This is a genomic window from Blautia sp. St.27G3 (assembly GCF_059728505.1).
Window position 1 is genome coordinate 126068 of the sequence record NZ_BAAGFO010000001.1, and the last position, 13441, is coordinate 139508.

At 47.9% G+C, this 13441-nt stretch carries 12 protein-coding genes; 11 read left to right on the top strand and 1 reads right to left on the bottom strand.

All coding sequences use genetic code 11. The features are described from left to right. Positions 1 to 52: 52 nt before the first annotated feature. Positions 53 to 1387, bottom strand: a complete 1335-nt coding sequence (locus tag AC6I2O_RS00505; RefSeq protein WP_120393879.1) for an IS110 family RNA-guided transposase — start codon at positions 1385 to 1387, stop codon at positions 53 to 55. 371 nt (positions 1388 to 1758) lie between these two features. Between AC6I2O_RS00505 and AC6I2O_RS00510 the strand changes: the two genes are divergently transcribed. The 11 genes from AC6I2O_RS00510 (at position 1759) to AC6I2O_RS00560 (ending at position 13322) form a co-directional block, all read left to right on the top strand. Next, entirely contained in the window at positions 1759 to 3042 is a 1284-nt protein-coding gene (locus tag AC6I2O_RS00510; protein ID WP_120393211.1) for an aspartate aminotransferase type Ic, read from the top strand. A 101-nt stretch (positions 3043 to 3143) separates the two neighbouring features. Continuing rightward, complete coding sequence (locus AC6I2O_RS00515) at positions 3144 to 4694, top strand: hypothetical protein (RefSeq protein ID WP_497741508.1); 1551 nt, start codon at positions 3144 to 3146, stop codon at positions 4692 to 4694. A 237-nt stretch (positions 4695 to 4931) separates the two neighbouring features. Beyond that, positions 4932 to 5681 carry an amino acid ABC transporter substrate-binding protein gene (locus tag AC6I2O_RS00520; RefSeq protein WP_497742483.1) on the top strand — a complete coding sequence of 250 codons (750 nt, stop codon included), beginning with the start codon at positions 4932 to 4934 and terminating at the stop codon, positions 5679 to 5681. 139 nt (positions 5682 to 5820) lie between these two features. Continuing rightward, complete coding sequence (locus AC6I2O_RS00525; protein ID WP_120393208.1) at positions 5821 to 6468, top strand: amino acid ABC transporter permease; 648 nt, start codon at positions 5821 to 5823, stop codon at positions 6466 to 6468. An 11-nt stretch (positions 6469 to 6479) separates the two neighbouring features. Further along, entirely contained in the window at positions 6480 to 7235 is a 756-nt protein-coding gene (locus AC6I2O_RS00530; protein ID WP_120393207.1) for an amino acid ABC transporter ATP-binding protein, read from the top strand. A 92-nt stretch (positions 7236 to 7327) separates the two neighbouring features. After that, positions 7328 to 7513 carry a hypothetical protein gene (locus AC6I2O_RS00535; protein ID WP_497741509.1) on the top strand — a complete coding sequence of 62 codons (186 nt, stop codon included), beginning with the start codon at positions 7328 to 7330 and terminating at the stop codon, positions 7511 to 7513. A gap of 220 nt (positions 7514 to 7733) precedes the next feature. Next, positions 7734 to 9089, top strand: coding sequence for an alpha/beta hydrolase (locus AC6I2O_RS00540; protein WP_497741510.1), 1356 nt, complete (start codon positions 7734 to 7736; stop codon positions 9087 to 9089). Between the two features lie 197 nt (positions 9090 to 9286). After that, positions 9287 to 10270: a sugar ABC transporter substrate-binding protein gene (locus tag AC6I2O_RS00545; protein WP_497741511.1), complete on the top strand. Its 984-nt coding sequence runs from the start codon at positions 9287 to 9289 to the stop codon at positions 10268 to 10270. Further along, on the top strand, positions 10255 to 11811 hold the full coding sequence (locus tag AC6I2O_RS00550; RefSeq protein WP_497741512.1) for a sensor histidine kinase: 1557 nt from the start codon (positions 10255 to 10257) through the stop codon (positions 11809 to 11811). The genes AC6I2O_RS00545 and AC6I2O_RS00550 overlap by 16 nt, the downstream gene beginning before the upstream one ends. Next, positions 11786 to 12838, top strand: a complete 1053-nt coding sequence (locus AC6I2O_RS00555) for a response regulator (protein WP_497741513.1) — start codon at positions 11786 to 11788, stop codon at positions 12836 to 12838. Before AC6I2O_RS00550 ends, AC6I2O_RS00555 begins: the two co-directional genes overlap by 26 nt. Continuing rightward, the gene (locus AC6I2O_RS00560; RefSeq protein ID WP_497741514.1) at positions 12783 to 13322 is read left to right on the top strand and encodes a helix-turn-helix transcriptional regulator; all 540 of its coding nucleotides are present in this window, start codon (positions 12783 to 12785) and stop codon (positions 13320 to 13322) included. The genes AC6I2O_RS00555 and AC6I2O_RS00560 overlap by 56 nt, the downstream gene beginning before the upstream one ends. Positions 13323 to 13441 lie beyond the last annotated feature (119 nt).

Here is a 13441-nt window from a genome sequence, read left to right on the forward strand (position 1 = left end):
CTTTAATAAACCCAATTGTTATGGGATTTTTTAAAGTTGATTCCGACTTCTATCATGCAGCGGCGTTCATAGTTCCTGAGTGTTCTGCTGCGTACCGTTTGCAGTGTTCCTCTGGTGTAATGAGTTCAAAAGGCTTATTATCCCGGAGCATGGCAAAAATGGTGTTACAGATTTTGTGCATGACAGCCCCAACGGCAACGATCTTTTTCTTGCCGGCACATTTGCGGATGTAATAGTCATAAATGACAGGGTTCACGGGCGCATTTGCTGCTTTATCTACTTTCAGGTTGTTGATGGCGGCCATATGCAGGATACGCCTGGCAAGGCTGGAGCCCCGCTTGGACATATGGACCCTGTCCCCGTGGAACTTGCCGGAATCATTTACACCGGGATCCATCCCAAAGTAAGCATAAAGTTTTTTGGGTGAGGAAAACAGGTCAAAGGAGCCCATTTCCGCGATCAGGACGACCGCACTCAGGAAACCGACACCCGGCAGGGTCTGGAGGAGGGAGATACGGCCACGGACCGGCGTTCCTTCCAGCCTTTCGACAGCTTTATGCAGTTCTTCGAGCATGCTGTCCAGATGCTCCTGGTATTCCCGGTAGAGTTTTATATATAGCCGGATCCGGAGGGCGTTGCTTTGAAGGGCACGCCCGAAAACAGCTGCATCCTCTGCGGCGTCATGCAGGGCGTCATATTTTGCCAGGGCGTACTTTTCCCCGAAGCGTGCTGTGGAACGGATCATTTCCACCACCGTCTCCTTTGGTGCGGCGAGAAGCTCCTGTGCAAGGGGATACGCATCCAGAAGTTTTAAAGAAGTCTGGGTGGTGACCTTACTGAACACCTTTCGGTATGCGGGGAAAGATACTTTCAGTTCCGCCGTGAGCTTCAGGATGACAGCGGACTGCAGGTCCTTGAAGTAATAATAGTCCCGTACCAGGTTGCGCAGGTCAATGACCTCATCATCCGGAATGACGGAAGTCTTCAGGGAAGCATCCAGCCCTACTTTGGCAGCTTTTTTAGAATCAAATTTATCATTATGCAGTTTTCTTACGTTCATGTTTGTGCTATTCTTAGTAATGATAGGATTAATGACCGAGCAGTCAAAACCCTTATCGCGAAGGAAGCACAGGAGCGGGATGTGGTAGATCCCGGTGGACTCAAGGAAGCAGCGGCTTTCAAGAGAATACGCCTTTTGTGCTTCCTTTATTTTTGTGACGGCAAGCTCCCGGGACTGGGGATCGGAATGAACGATCTTGAAAGGTTTCCCGGTAAGCGTGCTATTAGGGAGCATGATGGACATCCAGGTGAAGTCTGCCCCGACATCAAGCCCGACTGAGAGATAGGGAGTGTTTTCAAGCATCTTAAGTACTTTTTGGTATTGCATGTTTTTATCCTTTCCGGCAGGCATCCAATTCCAAAAGGCGGATACACAACCTAGCGGCTTATACAGGTATAGCCTGAGGCCTCCCAACCAGCCAAAACATAAATCACCACCGAATGGACTGACAGACTTATCTTAAGGTTTCGCCAGCAGAGGCTCTGCTGGTTCCCAAGGAGGAAACGTCAATGATCCTGCCTCGGTGATTATACCTCTATATTTTGTCTGGTGCATTAAGGAAACCTCAGACACGGTAAATGTTTATAACTTCTGATGGAGAGGGAATTCTCCTTCTGTTATTCATCAGATATGACCTTGTAACTTATTAACTCTATAGCTCTTGTAGCTATATCATTATTATACTAGGAGGAGACATGATGAAAGCATACAAAGAAATGACCCGGGAAGAACTCCAAAGAGAACATGACGAGCTGGAACAGAAGTTTCAGGAAATAAAGGGAGTTGGCCTGAAGCTTGACATGTCCAGGGGAAAACCTTCAAAAGAACAGCTGAATCTGACAAATGGAATGCTGGATGTGCTGAAAGGTGACTCGGATATGAATTGTGAGTCAGGAATTGATTGCAGGAATTACGGGATTATGGACGGCATTCCGGAGGCGCGCAGACTGTTTGCTGAGATGTCAGAAGTACCGGAAGAGAATATTCTGGTTTACGGAAACTCCAGCCTGAATGTGATGTTTGATACGATTGCGCGTGCAATGTATATGGGGATATGTGGACATACGCCTTGGGGAAAGCTGGAAAAGGTGAAGTTTCTCTGTCCGGTGCCAGGGTATGACAGACATTTTGGGATTACAGAATTTTTCGGTATTGAGATGATTCCGGTTCCGCTTCTTGCGACCGGACCGGATATGGATTTGGTGGAACAGCTTGTATCTGAGGATGCGTCGGTCAAGGGAATCTGGTGTGTCCCGAAATATTCGAATCCTACCGGAATTTCTTATTCCGATGAGACGGTTCGTCGGTTTGCACAGCTAAAACCGGCTGCTCCGGATTTTCGGATTTTCTGGGATAATGCGTATACCATTCACCATCTGTATGACAATGATCAGGATGAAATTCTTCCGATCTTTTCAGAATGCCAGAAGGCAGGCAATGAGGATCTGGTGTATCAGTTTATTTCGACTTCGAAGGTTAGCTTCCCTGGATCGGGAATCGCAGTTATGGCGGCATCGAAGGCAAATCTGGCGGATGCCAAAAAGGCGATGTCTTACCAGACAATAGGTCATGATAAACTGAACCAGCTTCGGCATGTCCGTTTTTTCAGAGATATGGATGGCGTACGTGAACATATGAAAAAACATGCAGCGATTCTTCGCCCCAAGTTTGAGACTGTGCTGTCCGTACTGGAAACAGAGCTTGGCGGTCTGGAAATCGCAAGCTGGGTGAAACCGAAAGGCGGTTATTTTATTTCCTTTGACGCGCTGGACGGTTGTGCCAAAAAGATTGTGGCAAGAACAAAGGATGCAGGCGTGATAATGACAGGAGCAGGGGCTACTTTCCCATATGGAAAAGATCCGAAAGACAGCAATATCCGTATTGCACCTTCCTTTCCAACGCCGGAGGAATTGGAGCAGGCCGCAAAGATTTTTGTCCTGAGTGTAAAGCTTGTCAGCCTGGAAAAACTTCTGGAGCAGTAAAAAGCAGGGGGTTGCCCTCATTCCCATAATAAGGTATAATGTCCGAAAAGGGCAGAGAACCACAGACATTGTGGAAAAAAGCAGGAGGAACAGATAAAAAAATGAAGCGATGTATGGTATGTGGAAATGAGGGAGACGACAATGCTGCGGCGTGCACCGTATGCGGCAGTCCCTATACAGATAGATATACAGAGGAATCCGCGGAGACAGAAGCGCCTGTGCAGGCAGAAGTTCGCAGGGGAAGAGAGACCGGCAGCCGGAGACCGGCACAGCCTGGACGTGTGGGTCCTTCGTCACGCAGAATGAAAAGCCAGCCGCAGATTTATGGGCAGAGCGATTTGACTCCAGGAGGAGCGGCGTACGATCAGCAGGGGGCGATCCGTAAAAATGTGCAGGGAAGACCTTCGGGTGGACCGCAGAGTACGGGATATACAGCGCCGTCAGGCCCACGTAAACCAATGGGAGCAGCTGGGGCACAGAGGCGACCGGCAGATCAGAGACCGGGCCAGGCAATTCCGGGAGCCGATACGCAGAGAAGGCCGGGAGACCAGGCGCCTCCGGCAGATCGGGGAGCAGGGTCCAAGAGGCGAGCGGCTGATCAAATGGCAAGTCAGAACCGTCCAGGAAATTCGGAGGCAGGACAGTCAAGGCGGCCATTTGAGCAGATGGCGGGTCAGGGCCGTCCGATGAATCCGGGAGCAGGTCCTCAAAGAAGGCCGACAGATCAGATGGCAGGTCAGAATCGCCCGATCAATCCGGCGCCGGGGCAGACGGGCCGTCCGGTTGTGGTGAATCGACCGTTTGGCCAGAATCCGAATCCGGCAGGGCGTCCAATGCAGGGAATGCGTCCGGATGCACAGTCCGGCGGTTATCAGTCGCGTCAGCTTATGGATCAGGCCAGGGAGATGCTGCAATCTCCGATTTTTCTGGTTCTTGCAATTTTGCATACCGTATTTCTGGCAGGCTCTGTTGCAGCCGTTTTCATGAATCAGCTGAATTATTCTCAGGCAGTTCGCCTGATTAAAGGCATGGCGTTGCCTGGTCAGGTGTCAGGGTATGTTCAGACACTGGTTTCGCTTTTGTCCAAACTGGATTCCGGAGCGATTGTTGCCAACCTTGTCCTTCACATTCCGGATTTGCTGTTCTGCATCGGTCTGTGGCTGATTTTTGTCATGGCGATGACGGCAAAGGATGAGATGTCGGGTATTGGCTTTGGATTTTTAAAGGCAACTGTTCTCATTAATATGGCAATTTCTTGTGTTGTAATGCTGGCCGTTTTGATTGTTTCTGTGGCAGTTGTGATTGCTGCGTGGGTATCAAAAAGCATTTCGATGATGGTGATATCTGGCGTTGTGCTGGTATTGTTGATTGCAGTGGTCATGTTTGTGATTATGTACTATTTCTGTTATCTTGCGACACTGAAGACCTGCCGTCTGAACAGTAAGGCAGGCGAGGAGTATGGAAGTGTGTCTGTTTATGTGGCAGTGGTTCATATCCTTCTGGCGCTTATGGCTGTCATCAATCTGCTTTCCGGTATCGTGAATTCTGAGATTGCCAATATCATCAGCGGAGCAGGAAGTATTGGATGGATGCTTCTGTTTGCTTTGTGGATTTTCCTTTACAAAGGAAAAATGCGTGAATACGAGGCGTGATCTCATAAGTATACAAAATAGAATCGTATAGATTAGGCTGCGGTCCTTCAAACAATGGGACAGCAGCTTTTTTTACTTGACAGTAGCTACGTTGTCTGGTAAGATAAACGTGCAGTTTAGCGTAGTAGAGTGCTACTACAGCAGAGAGTAGGCGGCTTGCGCTGCCGGAAGTGGAGGATATATATTATGAAAAAAAGCGTATTTTGTACAATGACAGCGGTTGCATTAACTGCATCTATGATGATTGGCACTGTTTGTATGGCAGGCGAGAGAACGTCTCTGACCGTAGGGTTTGATGCGGAATATCCGCCGTATGGATATATGGATGACAACGGGGAATATACCGGTTTCGATCTGGAGCTGGCACAGGCAGTCTGTGAAATGGAAGGCTGGGAGCTTGTCAAGAAACCGATCAACTGGGATTCCAAGGATATGGAGCTGAATTCCGGAGCCATTGACTGCATCTGGAACGGTTTTACTATGAATGGCCGTGAGGATGATTACACGTTTTCTGTTCCATATGTGGACAACAGCCAGGTGATTGTTGTGGCAGAGGATGCCGGCATTGATGATCTGGAAGGACTGGCAGGAAAGATTGTCGGCGTGCAGGCTGCTTCCGCAGCAGAAGAGCTGTTAAACAGTGAGGAAGAAGGCGGACAGAAGGCGTTGGCAGATACCTTTGGAGAACTGAGACCGTTTGCGGATTACAATACCGCATTTACTGAGCTTCAGGCAGGTGCGCTGGATGCTTTGGCGATTGACATCGGTGTTGCAAAATATCAGCTGAATTCCAGAGGAGAAGGATTCAAAATACTGGATCAGACTCTGAACAAAGAGCAGTATGCGATTGGCTTTAAAAAGGGCGATCAGGAGCTTTGTGATATCGTCAATGCAGATCTTCAGAAGCTCACGAATGATGGTACGGTTCAGGAGCTTGCCGAAAAATATGAGATTGCAGATATGGTATCTCTGAAGGCAGAAGAATAAAGAAGAACAAAAAGCGTCACGACGATAAGGGACTGCTGTGAGAGCCGAAGGGGTGTTGCCGGTAAAAGTTATTTCATCTGGCACAGACACATTCTTGGGCGCACGGCAGTCCCCGTGCTTGTTTCCGGGAGGAGAATGGATGAGTTTAAACGTAATGCTGAGACAACTTACAATGGGATTCGGGCAGAGCTGCCTGATTTTTGCGCTGACACTGCTGTTTTCGCTGCCGCTTGGAATGGTAGTGTATTTTGGCAGAGTGAGCCGCATCAAGCCGGTGAGCTGGCTGGTGAAAATTTATATTTCGATTATGCGCGGAACACCGCTCATGCTGCAGCTTCTGATCTGGTATTTTGGTCCGTTTTATCTGTGGAAAATGAATATCGGCGGTTACAAATTTACAGCCATTATTTTGGGATGTTCGTTGAATTACGCCGCATATTTTGCTGAAATATATCGTTCCGGTATTGAGTCGATTCCGAAAGGGCAGTATGAGGCAGCGCAGCTTCTCGGATACGGAAAAAGCCAGACGTTCCTTAAGATTATTCTTCCGCAGGTGATCAAGATCGTGCTGCCGTCCGTGACAAATGAAGTCATTACATTGGTAAAAGATACGTCTCTCGTATATTCAGTATCTTATATTGAAATGTTTGCTGTTGCAAAGCAGATTGCGGCGGCACAGACAACGGTTCTTCCTTTTGTGATTGCAGGAGGCTTTTATTACATATTCAATTTCGTGGTAGCATGGGTGATGGAACTGTTTGAGAAGAAGCTGAATTATTATCATTAGGAGGAAGCGCAATGAATCTATTGGAGATGAAGCATATACGGAAAAGTTTTGACGGGCTTGAAGTGCTGAAGGATATTTCCATATCAGTAAAAGAGGGGGAGATTCTCTCTGTCATAGGCCCCTCCGGTTCAGGAAAATCGACGCTTCTTCGGTGTGCAACGATGCTGGAACACATTGACGGCGGGGAGATTTCGTATCTGGGTGAGATAGCAGCCAGTGTGAAAGATGGAAAAGAGCTGTATGTAAAAGGTGAAAAGCGGAAACAGATCAGCAGTTATTTTGGCCTGGTTTTTCAGAATTTCAATCTCTTTCCGCATTATTCTGTTATGAGAAATATTACAGACGCGCCGATACACGTACAGAAACGGGCAAAGGCAGAGGTTTATGCAGAAGCGCGCGCGCTTCTGAAAAAAATGGGCTTGGAGGATAAGGAGGACGCATATCCCTGTCAGCTTTCGGGCGGGCAGTGCCAGAGAGTGGCGATTGCCCGTGCCCTTGCACTGAATCCCAAGATTTTGTTTTTTGACGAGCCGACTTCAGCCCTTGATCCGGAGCTGACCGGCGAGGTGCTGCGTGTGATTAAATCTTTGGCTGATCTGAAAATAACGATGGTTATCGTTACGCACGAGATGGCATTTGCCCGCGATATTTCCGACCGGATTATTTTTATGGATAAAGGTCTGGTTGCTCTGGAAGGTACACCGGAAGAGGTCTTTGATGCGGGACATGCAAGAATGCAGGAATTTTTAGGAAAATTCAACGTGTAAAAGCAATAGATATAATGGAAAATACCGTTACACATTTGCCCCAAGGTGTGCAGAAGTGCCGGAATGTACACTGGAAGACGGTGCGGATTTTTTTGAACACACGTGGGGAAAACCGGGAAGAAGTATCAGAGGAGCTGATTCATTTGCTGCATTATCTTGAGCATACAACAGATGCAGTAGCTGACGGATCACAGAGTGAACGGATATGCCGTATCCATGAGCGGGTATGTAAGGTGAGATCCAGTGAAGAGATTGGAGCGAAATATATGCAGGCATGATGCAGATAAATAAAATGTCTGGAACAAATAAAACAGAACAAGAAAGGATACCACAGCAAAATATGATACATCCGGTGCAAGGATTGATATCGCATTTGCAGATAAGTTGAGATTACAGACAGATAGCTTCTTGTTACAATCAGTGTATACGAAGGGGATACAGTCGGCATGTCTAGCTGATGTGTACTTTCGTGGGAAGAAAAAACAGGAGGAAGCATGTATGAAGAAAAATCTTGTAAGAAAAACAGTAATAACAGGCAGTGCCTCGCTGGCGCTTCTGGCAGCTATGGGAATGGGTGTTATGGCCGGGGAAGCGATACCAGAAGACGCGGGGGTTTTTGTTGAGGAAAACGAAAATTCCAAAACGGGTTATACGGCAACCTTCAAATATTATAATGAGGACGCCGCAAAGGTACAGATCAAGGGCGGTTTCCAGTTTTATTATGATGAAGACGAAAAAGTATACTGCGGCGGAATTAACCTGGAAGAGGGAGATGCGGTAGAGAATTATCTTGTGAATCCGGAAGACTGGGAAAAGGGCAAGGGGCTTGTCCATGGCGGAGATGAAGGCTACATCGCAGATATGGTAAAGGATGAGAAGAGCGGTGCATGGACATACTCCGTAGATCTCCCGGGCGGATATTATCTGTATGTATATCAGGTATTTGAGGATGCGGAGAATAAGGAAAATTATGAGGTAGTTACGGATCCGGTAAACCTTCCGGCATGCAATGAGCTGGGTGCAAAGCAGGTAAGAAGCCAGTTCTATGTACCGTACGACAGCGAGAAACAGGATTTGGCGGACGACTGGTCATGGTGCCAGCCGGCAGAAAAAGAAGAGGACAGAGGAAGCCTGGAGGGATTTACCTACGCTGGTGTTGACGGAGATCAAAATGCAGAGATTTATCTTCCGGCAGGCTATGATGCAGACCGTAAGGAGCCGTATAAGGTTCTGTACCTGTCACATGGCGGCGGTGGAGACGAGGGCGACTGGTTTTATCAGGGCCATGCAGGAAAGATTGTGGACCGTCTGACTGCAGAAGGCGCATGTGAGCCGTTTATTATGGTAACAATGAATAATGCAGTATATCCGTCAGGCGGATGGTGGATTGAATGGGATGCTGAGAAATACACAGATAATATTATGAACCATCTGATCCCATATGTAGAAGAGAATTACAACGTATCCAAAGACGCAAAGGACCGAGCTTTTGCAGGCCTGTCTTCCGGAGCAGTTGTTACAGGTAATCTGCTGGTAAGTAATCCTTCAGATTTCGCATATTTCGGACTGTTCAGCTGTTCCGCAACGTATGCATGGCCGGAGCTTGAAGATTACAGTATGTATGACGATGTAAATATCTATCTGTCCGGCGGCTGGGCAGATTACTGCGTAAACGATAGGGAAAACTATGGGTCAGACGAAGATGTTATGGTCGTAAGCTTTGCAGAGAAGCTTGATGCATGCAGCGTTACGTACAATGGCGGAAAGGGTACGAAGATTGTTCCGGGTATGCACGACTGGTTTAACTGGCCGCAGGTAATCAGAGATTATGTAACAACGACATTGTGGAAATAAAAAGCAGGAATAAATAGGAAAGTAAAGAGGGGCTTGTTGTGCGATGTGTCTGAAAGGGCAGTAGGTGTGCAGCAGCCCCTTTGTTGTTGCAGACCAGATATGGTATGATGAAGAAAAAAATTTTTACCTGCGCGGCTGTCTGATTCAGGCGTATTCAGGAAAGAGAATGTCTGCTTCCATGCAGAAGGAGGTGCAAAGTGGATAAAAGGAAGATACTGGCGTGCGCGGTGGTTGCCGTTCTGGCGGGCGGTTTTTTGGAAGCTTTTCAGATACAGGAAGCGTATTATTCAGAGCGGGAAAAGAGGATTACTTTTATCGCGCCCAATGGAGATCCCGGATATTGGACGAGAATTGCAGAGGAGATTGTAAAGGCTGCGGAAACGGACGGAATGGATGTAAAGTGCGTCTCTTTTCGGGAACCGGAGCCCGTAAAACAGGTGGAGGCAGTTGAGAGCGCCATCTGGTCTGGCGTGGACGGGATTATTACAGCAGGAATTAAGGATACACCGGATGTAAAGCGTGTTATTGCACAGGCAGAGGAGGCAGGCATTCCGGTTGTGCTGGTGGATACCGATATGGAGAGCAGCAGGCGGAGCTGTTATGTGGGGGCGGATAACTATGCGGCGGGAAAGCAGGCCGGACGGGATATGACGGCCGCATGTAAAGCAAGCGGAAACATATTGGTTATTGTTTCAAATATGGATAACTGCAACCAGATTCAGCGGGTAAAAGGATTTCAGGAGATTATGGAAGAAAATGCAGGAATGGAAATTGCAGATATTCTGGAGGGAAATTCAAATGAAATTTATATTCGCGATGAAGTGGTCCGAATCCTGGAGGAACATCCGGAGATCAACGGAATTTTCTGCGCAGAGGGATATGGGACGCTGTGCATGGGCAGGCTGAAGAGCGAGGCGGCTAAGAAGTATGACACAGTGAAGCTTGTCGGGTTTGATGGAGATATTTATGTACAGGAGTTTCTGAAAAACGGGCTGATTGATGTAAACATACAACAGGATACAGAGGGGCTGGGCAGACAGGCTGCACAAATGCTAAAACAAGCTATGGAGGAGCAAAGGAAGTATGAAGACTGTTATGTGGAAATTGAGTGCCTGCAGCCGGAGAATTACGAAGAGATGAGCCGTTATGGGGATGGAGAAGCAATATGGCATATTTATTGAGAAGTATCAGGCAGAATACGATACGGAAAAACATGTACCGTTATCTGTTTATGGTAATCGGGGCAGCAGTTTTTCTGGATTTGTTTTCTGTGGCTTTCCACAGGCTGAATGTGGGTCAGTACGAGATGGCGATGGCACAGGTACAGAGCCTGAATCAGTTTTATGTCAGTCTGGAGGAAGCCAACCATAATCTGAGCACCTATGTGCGCAGCGGGGAAGACGAGTTGTTTCAGGGGTTTTGCATAGCAGTGGAAGAGGCAAAACAGTGCCTGGAAGGACTTGGGGAACATGCGGTGAGCCAGGTATTTGTGCGTGATGTGCAGGATGTGCGGGAAATGCTTTATTCCTACGCGGAGATTTCCGCAGGGATTAAGGATCAGTATATTGAGAATCGAAAAGAGGAATTCATATCAAAGCTTTTGGCGCAGATGCTTCAGTCCTATGAGCAGTCGCAGGAAATTTTTGAACAGATTGATCAGGAGTTTAAAAATCTTCATGTGAGCCTGCTGGGCTTTGCGAGTGAGCGGATGCGAGTTTTGAGACAGAAAAAGCTGCGGTATCAGATCGAATTTGCGGCTGCGATTCTGCTTCTGACCGTGCTCAGCATTGCAAAGGGACGCAGGCTTGCAGACAAAATTGCGGATCCGATTCAGAAGCTGACAGAAGCGGCGGCTGAAATCCGGGATGGAGATATGGCGCAGTATACTGCAGTGGACATTCCGGAGGCCGACAGTCAGGAGCTTAGCGTATTGATTGCGGTATTTAATAAAATGCTGGATAAAATTCAGGAACAGTTTCGGGCCACGACAGAGGCCGCGGAGGCGAAGGCAGAGCTTCATGTGAAGGAACTGGAGAATCTGAAAATTACAAACCAGCTCAGATCGAGCGAACTGAAGGTGCTTCAGATGCAGATGAACCCGCATTTCCTCTTTAATACGCTGAATATGATTGCAAAAACAGCGTATCTCGGAGATGTGCAGGAGACTGTTTTTCTGCTGCAGAAGACAGCGGAGCTTCTGCGGTACAGCCTGGATTACATGGGGAAATCCGTTACGCTTGCACGAGAACTGGAAATTCTGGACTGCTATATCTGTTTGCAGGAAAAAAGGTTTGGGGATCGGATTGAATTTGAGTTTGATCTGGATGAGCGCTTCCATCATATACAGATTCCCTGTCTGATTCTGCAGCCTCTGGTGGAAAATGCGGTCAGCCATGGCGTGGGGATGTATCAGAGCGGCGGAAGAATTTTGATTCGCACGCGGTATCAGGAATCAGAAGGGATGGGCATATTATCTGTGATTGACAATGGTGTGGGGCTGGAATCGGAAAAACTGGAACAAGAGAGGAAAAGGCTTGGCGAGGGCTGGAATGCAGAAGAGGGAATCGGCCTTGGCAATGTGTATATGCGGCTTGAGAATGTTTTCCATGATGAGATGAAAATAGAACTGTACAGCGAACCGGGGCAGGAGACGGAAGTACGTATCCTGCTTCCGGTAAAAGAAGAGGAGACGGAACATGTATCGGGTGATTATTGCAGATGACGAAGTAATTGAGTGCAGAGGGCTGGAACGGATGATACGGACCTTTTTTTCAAATGTCGAGCTTTTGCCAAGTGTGGCAAGCGGCGTGGATCTGATTCAAAGTGTGAGGGAACAGCAGCCGGATATTGCGATTGTGGATATTAATATGCCCGGCCTGAACGGTTTGGAAGCAGTCGAAATTCTGCGTATGAAATCAATGGATACAAAGGTGATAATAAATACAGCTTATCATGATTTCGATTATATAAAAAAAGCGCTTGTGCTGGGAGCGTCGGACTATCTTCAGAAACCGATGGATGAGCAGAAATTTAGAGAAGCGTTTGGACGTGTGCTGCAGACGATTGAAAAAGAAAGACAGAAAGACGCCAGAGCAGAAAATTCCTCCCAGAAGCTGAAACAGCTCCGCAAGGTTGCAGAAGCAGAGATTATGTCCTCCATTTTTCTGGGAAGCCCGAATGAGGAGGAATTTGCAGTCTTATTTGAGCATTTGAACGGCGACTATTTCGGCGGCGTGATGGTGGCGGCGGCTTCTGTCGGCGATGCAAAGTTTTGCCCGGCAGCGGCCCGGGAGGCGATTGAGCAGGCAGTCACACGCTACTGTACGTGCCTGGTGCGACCGAAAAAGGAAATTTTGTATCTGTTTCTGATTCCCGGGGCGACAGTTCATACGTCTCACTATCAGGAATGGGTGGGAGATCTGCTGAAAAAGACGGTGGAGGATGAGGCGGGATGCCATTGTGTGTTCGGTGTGAGCAGCTGGAAATATGAATTTGAAAAAATGTCGGAGGCGTTTTACGAGTGCCAAATTGCACTGCGGAATCAGGAAGGCAGTACCCTGCATTTTTTTGAGGCAGCGGGAAAAGAAAAGGAACTGGGCGTGCTTGAGGGCGCTCTGGAAGGGCTGGAACAGCTGGCGGCAGGCGGAGCGTGGAGCGAATTGGAAGCTGAGATACGCGGAAGAATCAGCCAATATGAGACAGAGCAGAACACTGCAGCTATGGATTTTCCGGCTGATCCTGCAATGTAAGCGGCGGCTGGATCCGGGTTATTTTGAGGGGACATCGGAGAGCCTTTTTGCAAAGAGAGTGTGGCGGCAGGTTGGGGAGTGCCGAACGCCGGATGCATTGTTTGAGGCAGTCCCGCATTTTTTAAAGGAAGAAAAAAAGGAAACAGACAGTCAGGATATCCGAAAGAGATACGTACAGGAAGCGCTGCTTTATATGGAAAGGAATTACATGGAGGATCTTTCCCTGGAGGATGTGGCAAAGATCGTGGGGGTCAGCCCGTTTTATCTGAGCCGTCTGCTGAAACATCAAACAATGGAAAGCTTTGTGGAAGTTCTGACCGATATTCGTGTCGAACATGCGATAGAGTTGATTATAAACGGGGATTTTACCGTAAAGGATATCGGCAGCCGCGTCGGATATCCGTCGCGGACGTACTTTTATAAGGTATTCAAAAAGAGTACGGGAATGACGGTGGGGGAGATGCGGGAGCTGCTACGCAAGTGAAATACCCCGCAGTAAGCTGGTGGGGCTTGAGATTAGTTTTATGCAGCAAAGATACAGGGTTTTGTCTACGTTTCCAATTTTTCAGCAAGCACCTGTTCGCCGTCCATGATCTGGGTCAG

Coding starts and splice junctions, on each gene's coding strand:
- AC6I2O_RS00515 (WP_497741508.1), top strand. CDS start 3,144: ATGAAGCGATGTATGGTATGTGGAAATGAGGGAGACGACAATGCTGCG.
- AC6I2O_RS00510 (WP_120393211.1), top strand. CDS start 1,759: ATGAAAGCATACAAAGAAATGACCCGGGAAGAACTCCAAAGAGAACAT.
- AC6I2O_RS00540 (WP_497741510.1), top strand. CDS start 7,734: ATGAAGAAAAATCTTGTAAGAAAAACAGTAATAACAGGCAGTGCCTCG.
- AC6I2O_RS00530 (WP_120393207.1), top strand. CDS start 6,480: ATGAATCTATTGGAGATGAAGCATATACGGAAAAGTTTTGACGGGCTT.
- AC6I2O_RS00560 (WP_497741514.1), top strand. CDS start 12,783: ATGAGACAGAGCAGAACACTGCAGCTATGGATTTTCCGGCTGATCCTG.
- AC6I2O_RS00520 (WP_497742483.1), top strand. CDS start 4,932: ATGATGATTGGCACTGTTTGTATGGCAGGCGAGAGAACGTCTCTGACC.
- AC6I2O_RS00505 (WP_120393879.1), bottom strand. CDS start 1,387: ATGCAATACCAAAAAGTACTTAAGATGCTTGAAAACACTCCCTATCTC.
- AC6I2O_RS00555 (WP_497741513.1), top strand. CDS start 11,786: ATGTATCGGGTGATTATTGCAGATGACGAAGTAATTGAGTGCAGAGGG.
- AC6I2O_RS00550 (WP_497741512.1), top strand. CDS start 10,255: ATGGCATATTTATTGAGAAGTATCAGGCAGAATACGATACGGAAAAAC.
- AC6I2O_RS00525 (WP_120393208.1), top strand. CDS start 5,821: ATGAGTTTAAACGTAATGCTGAGACAACTTACAATGGGATTCGGGCAG.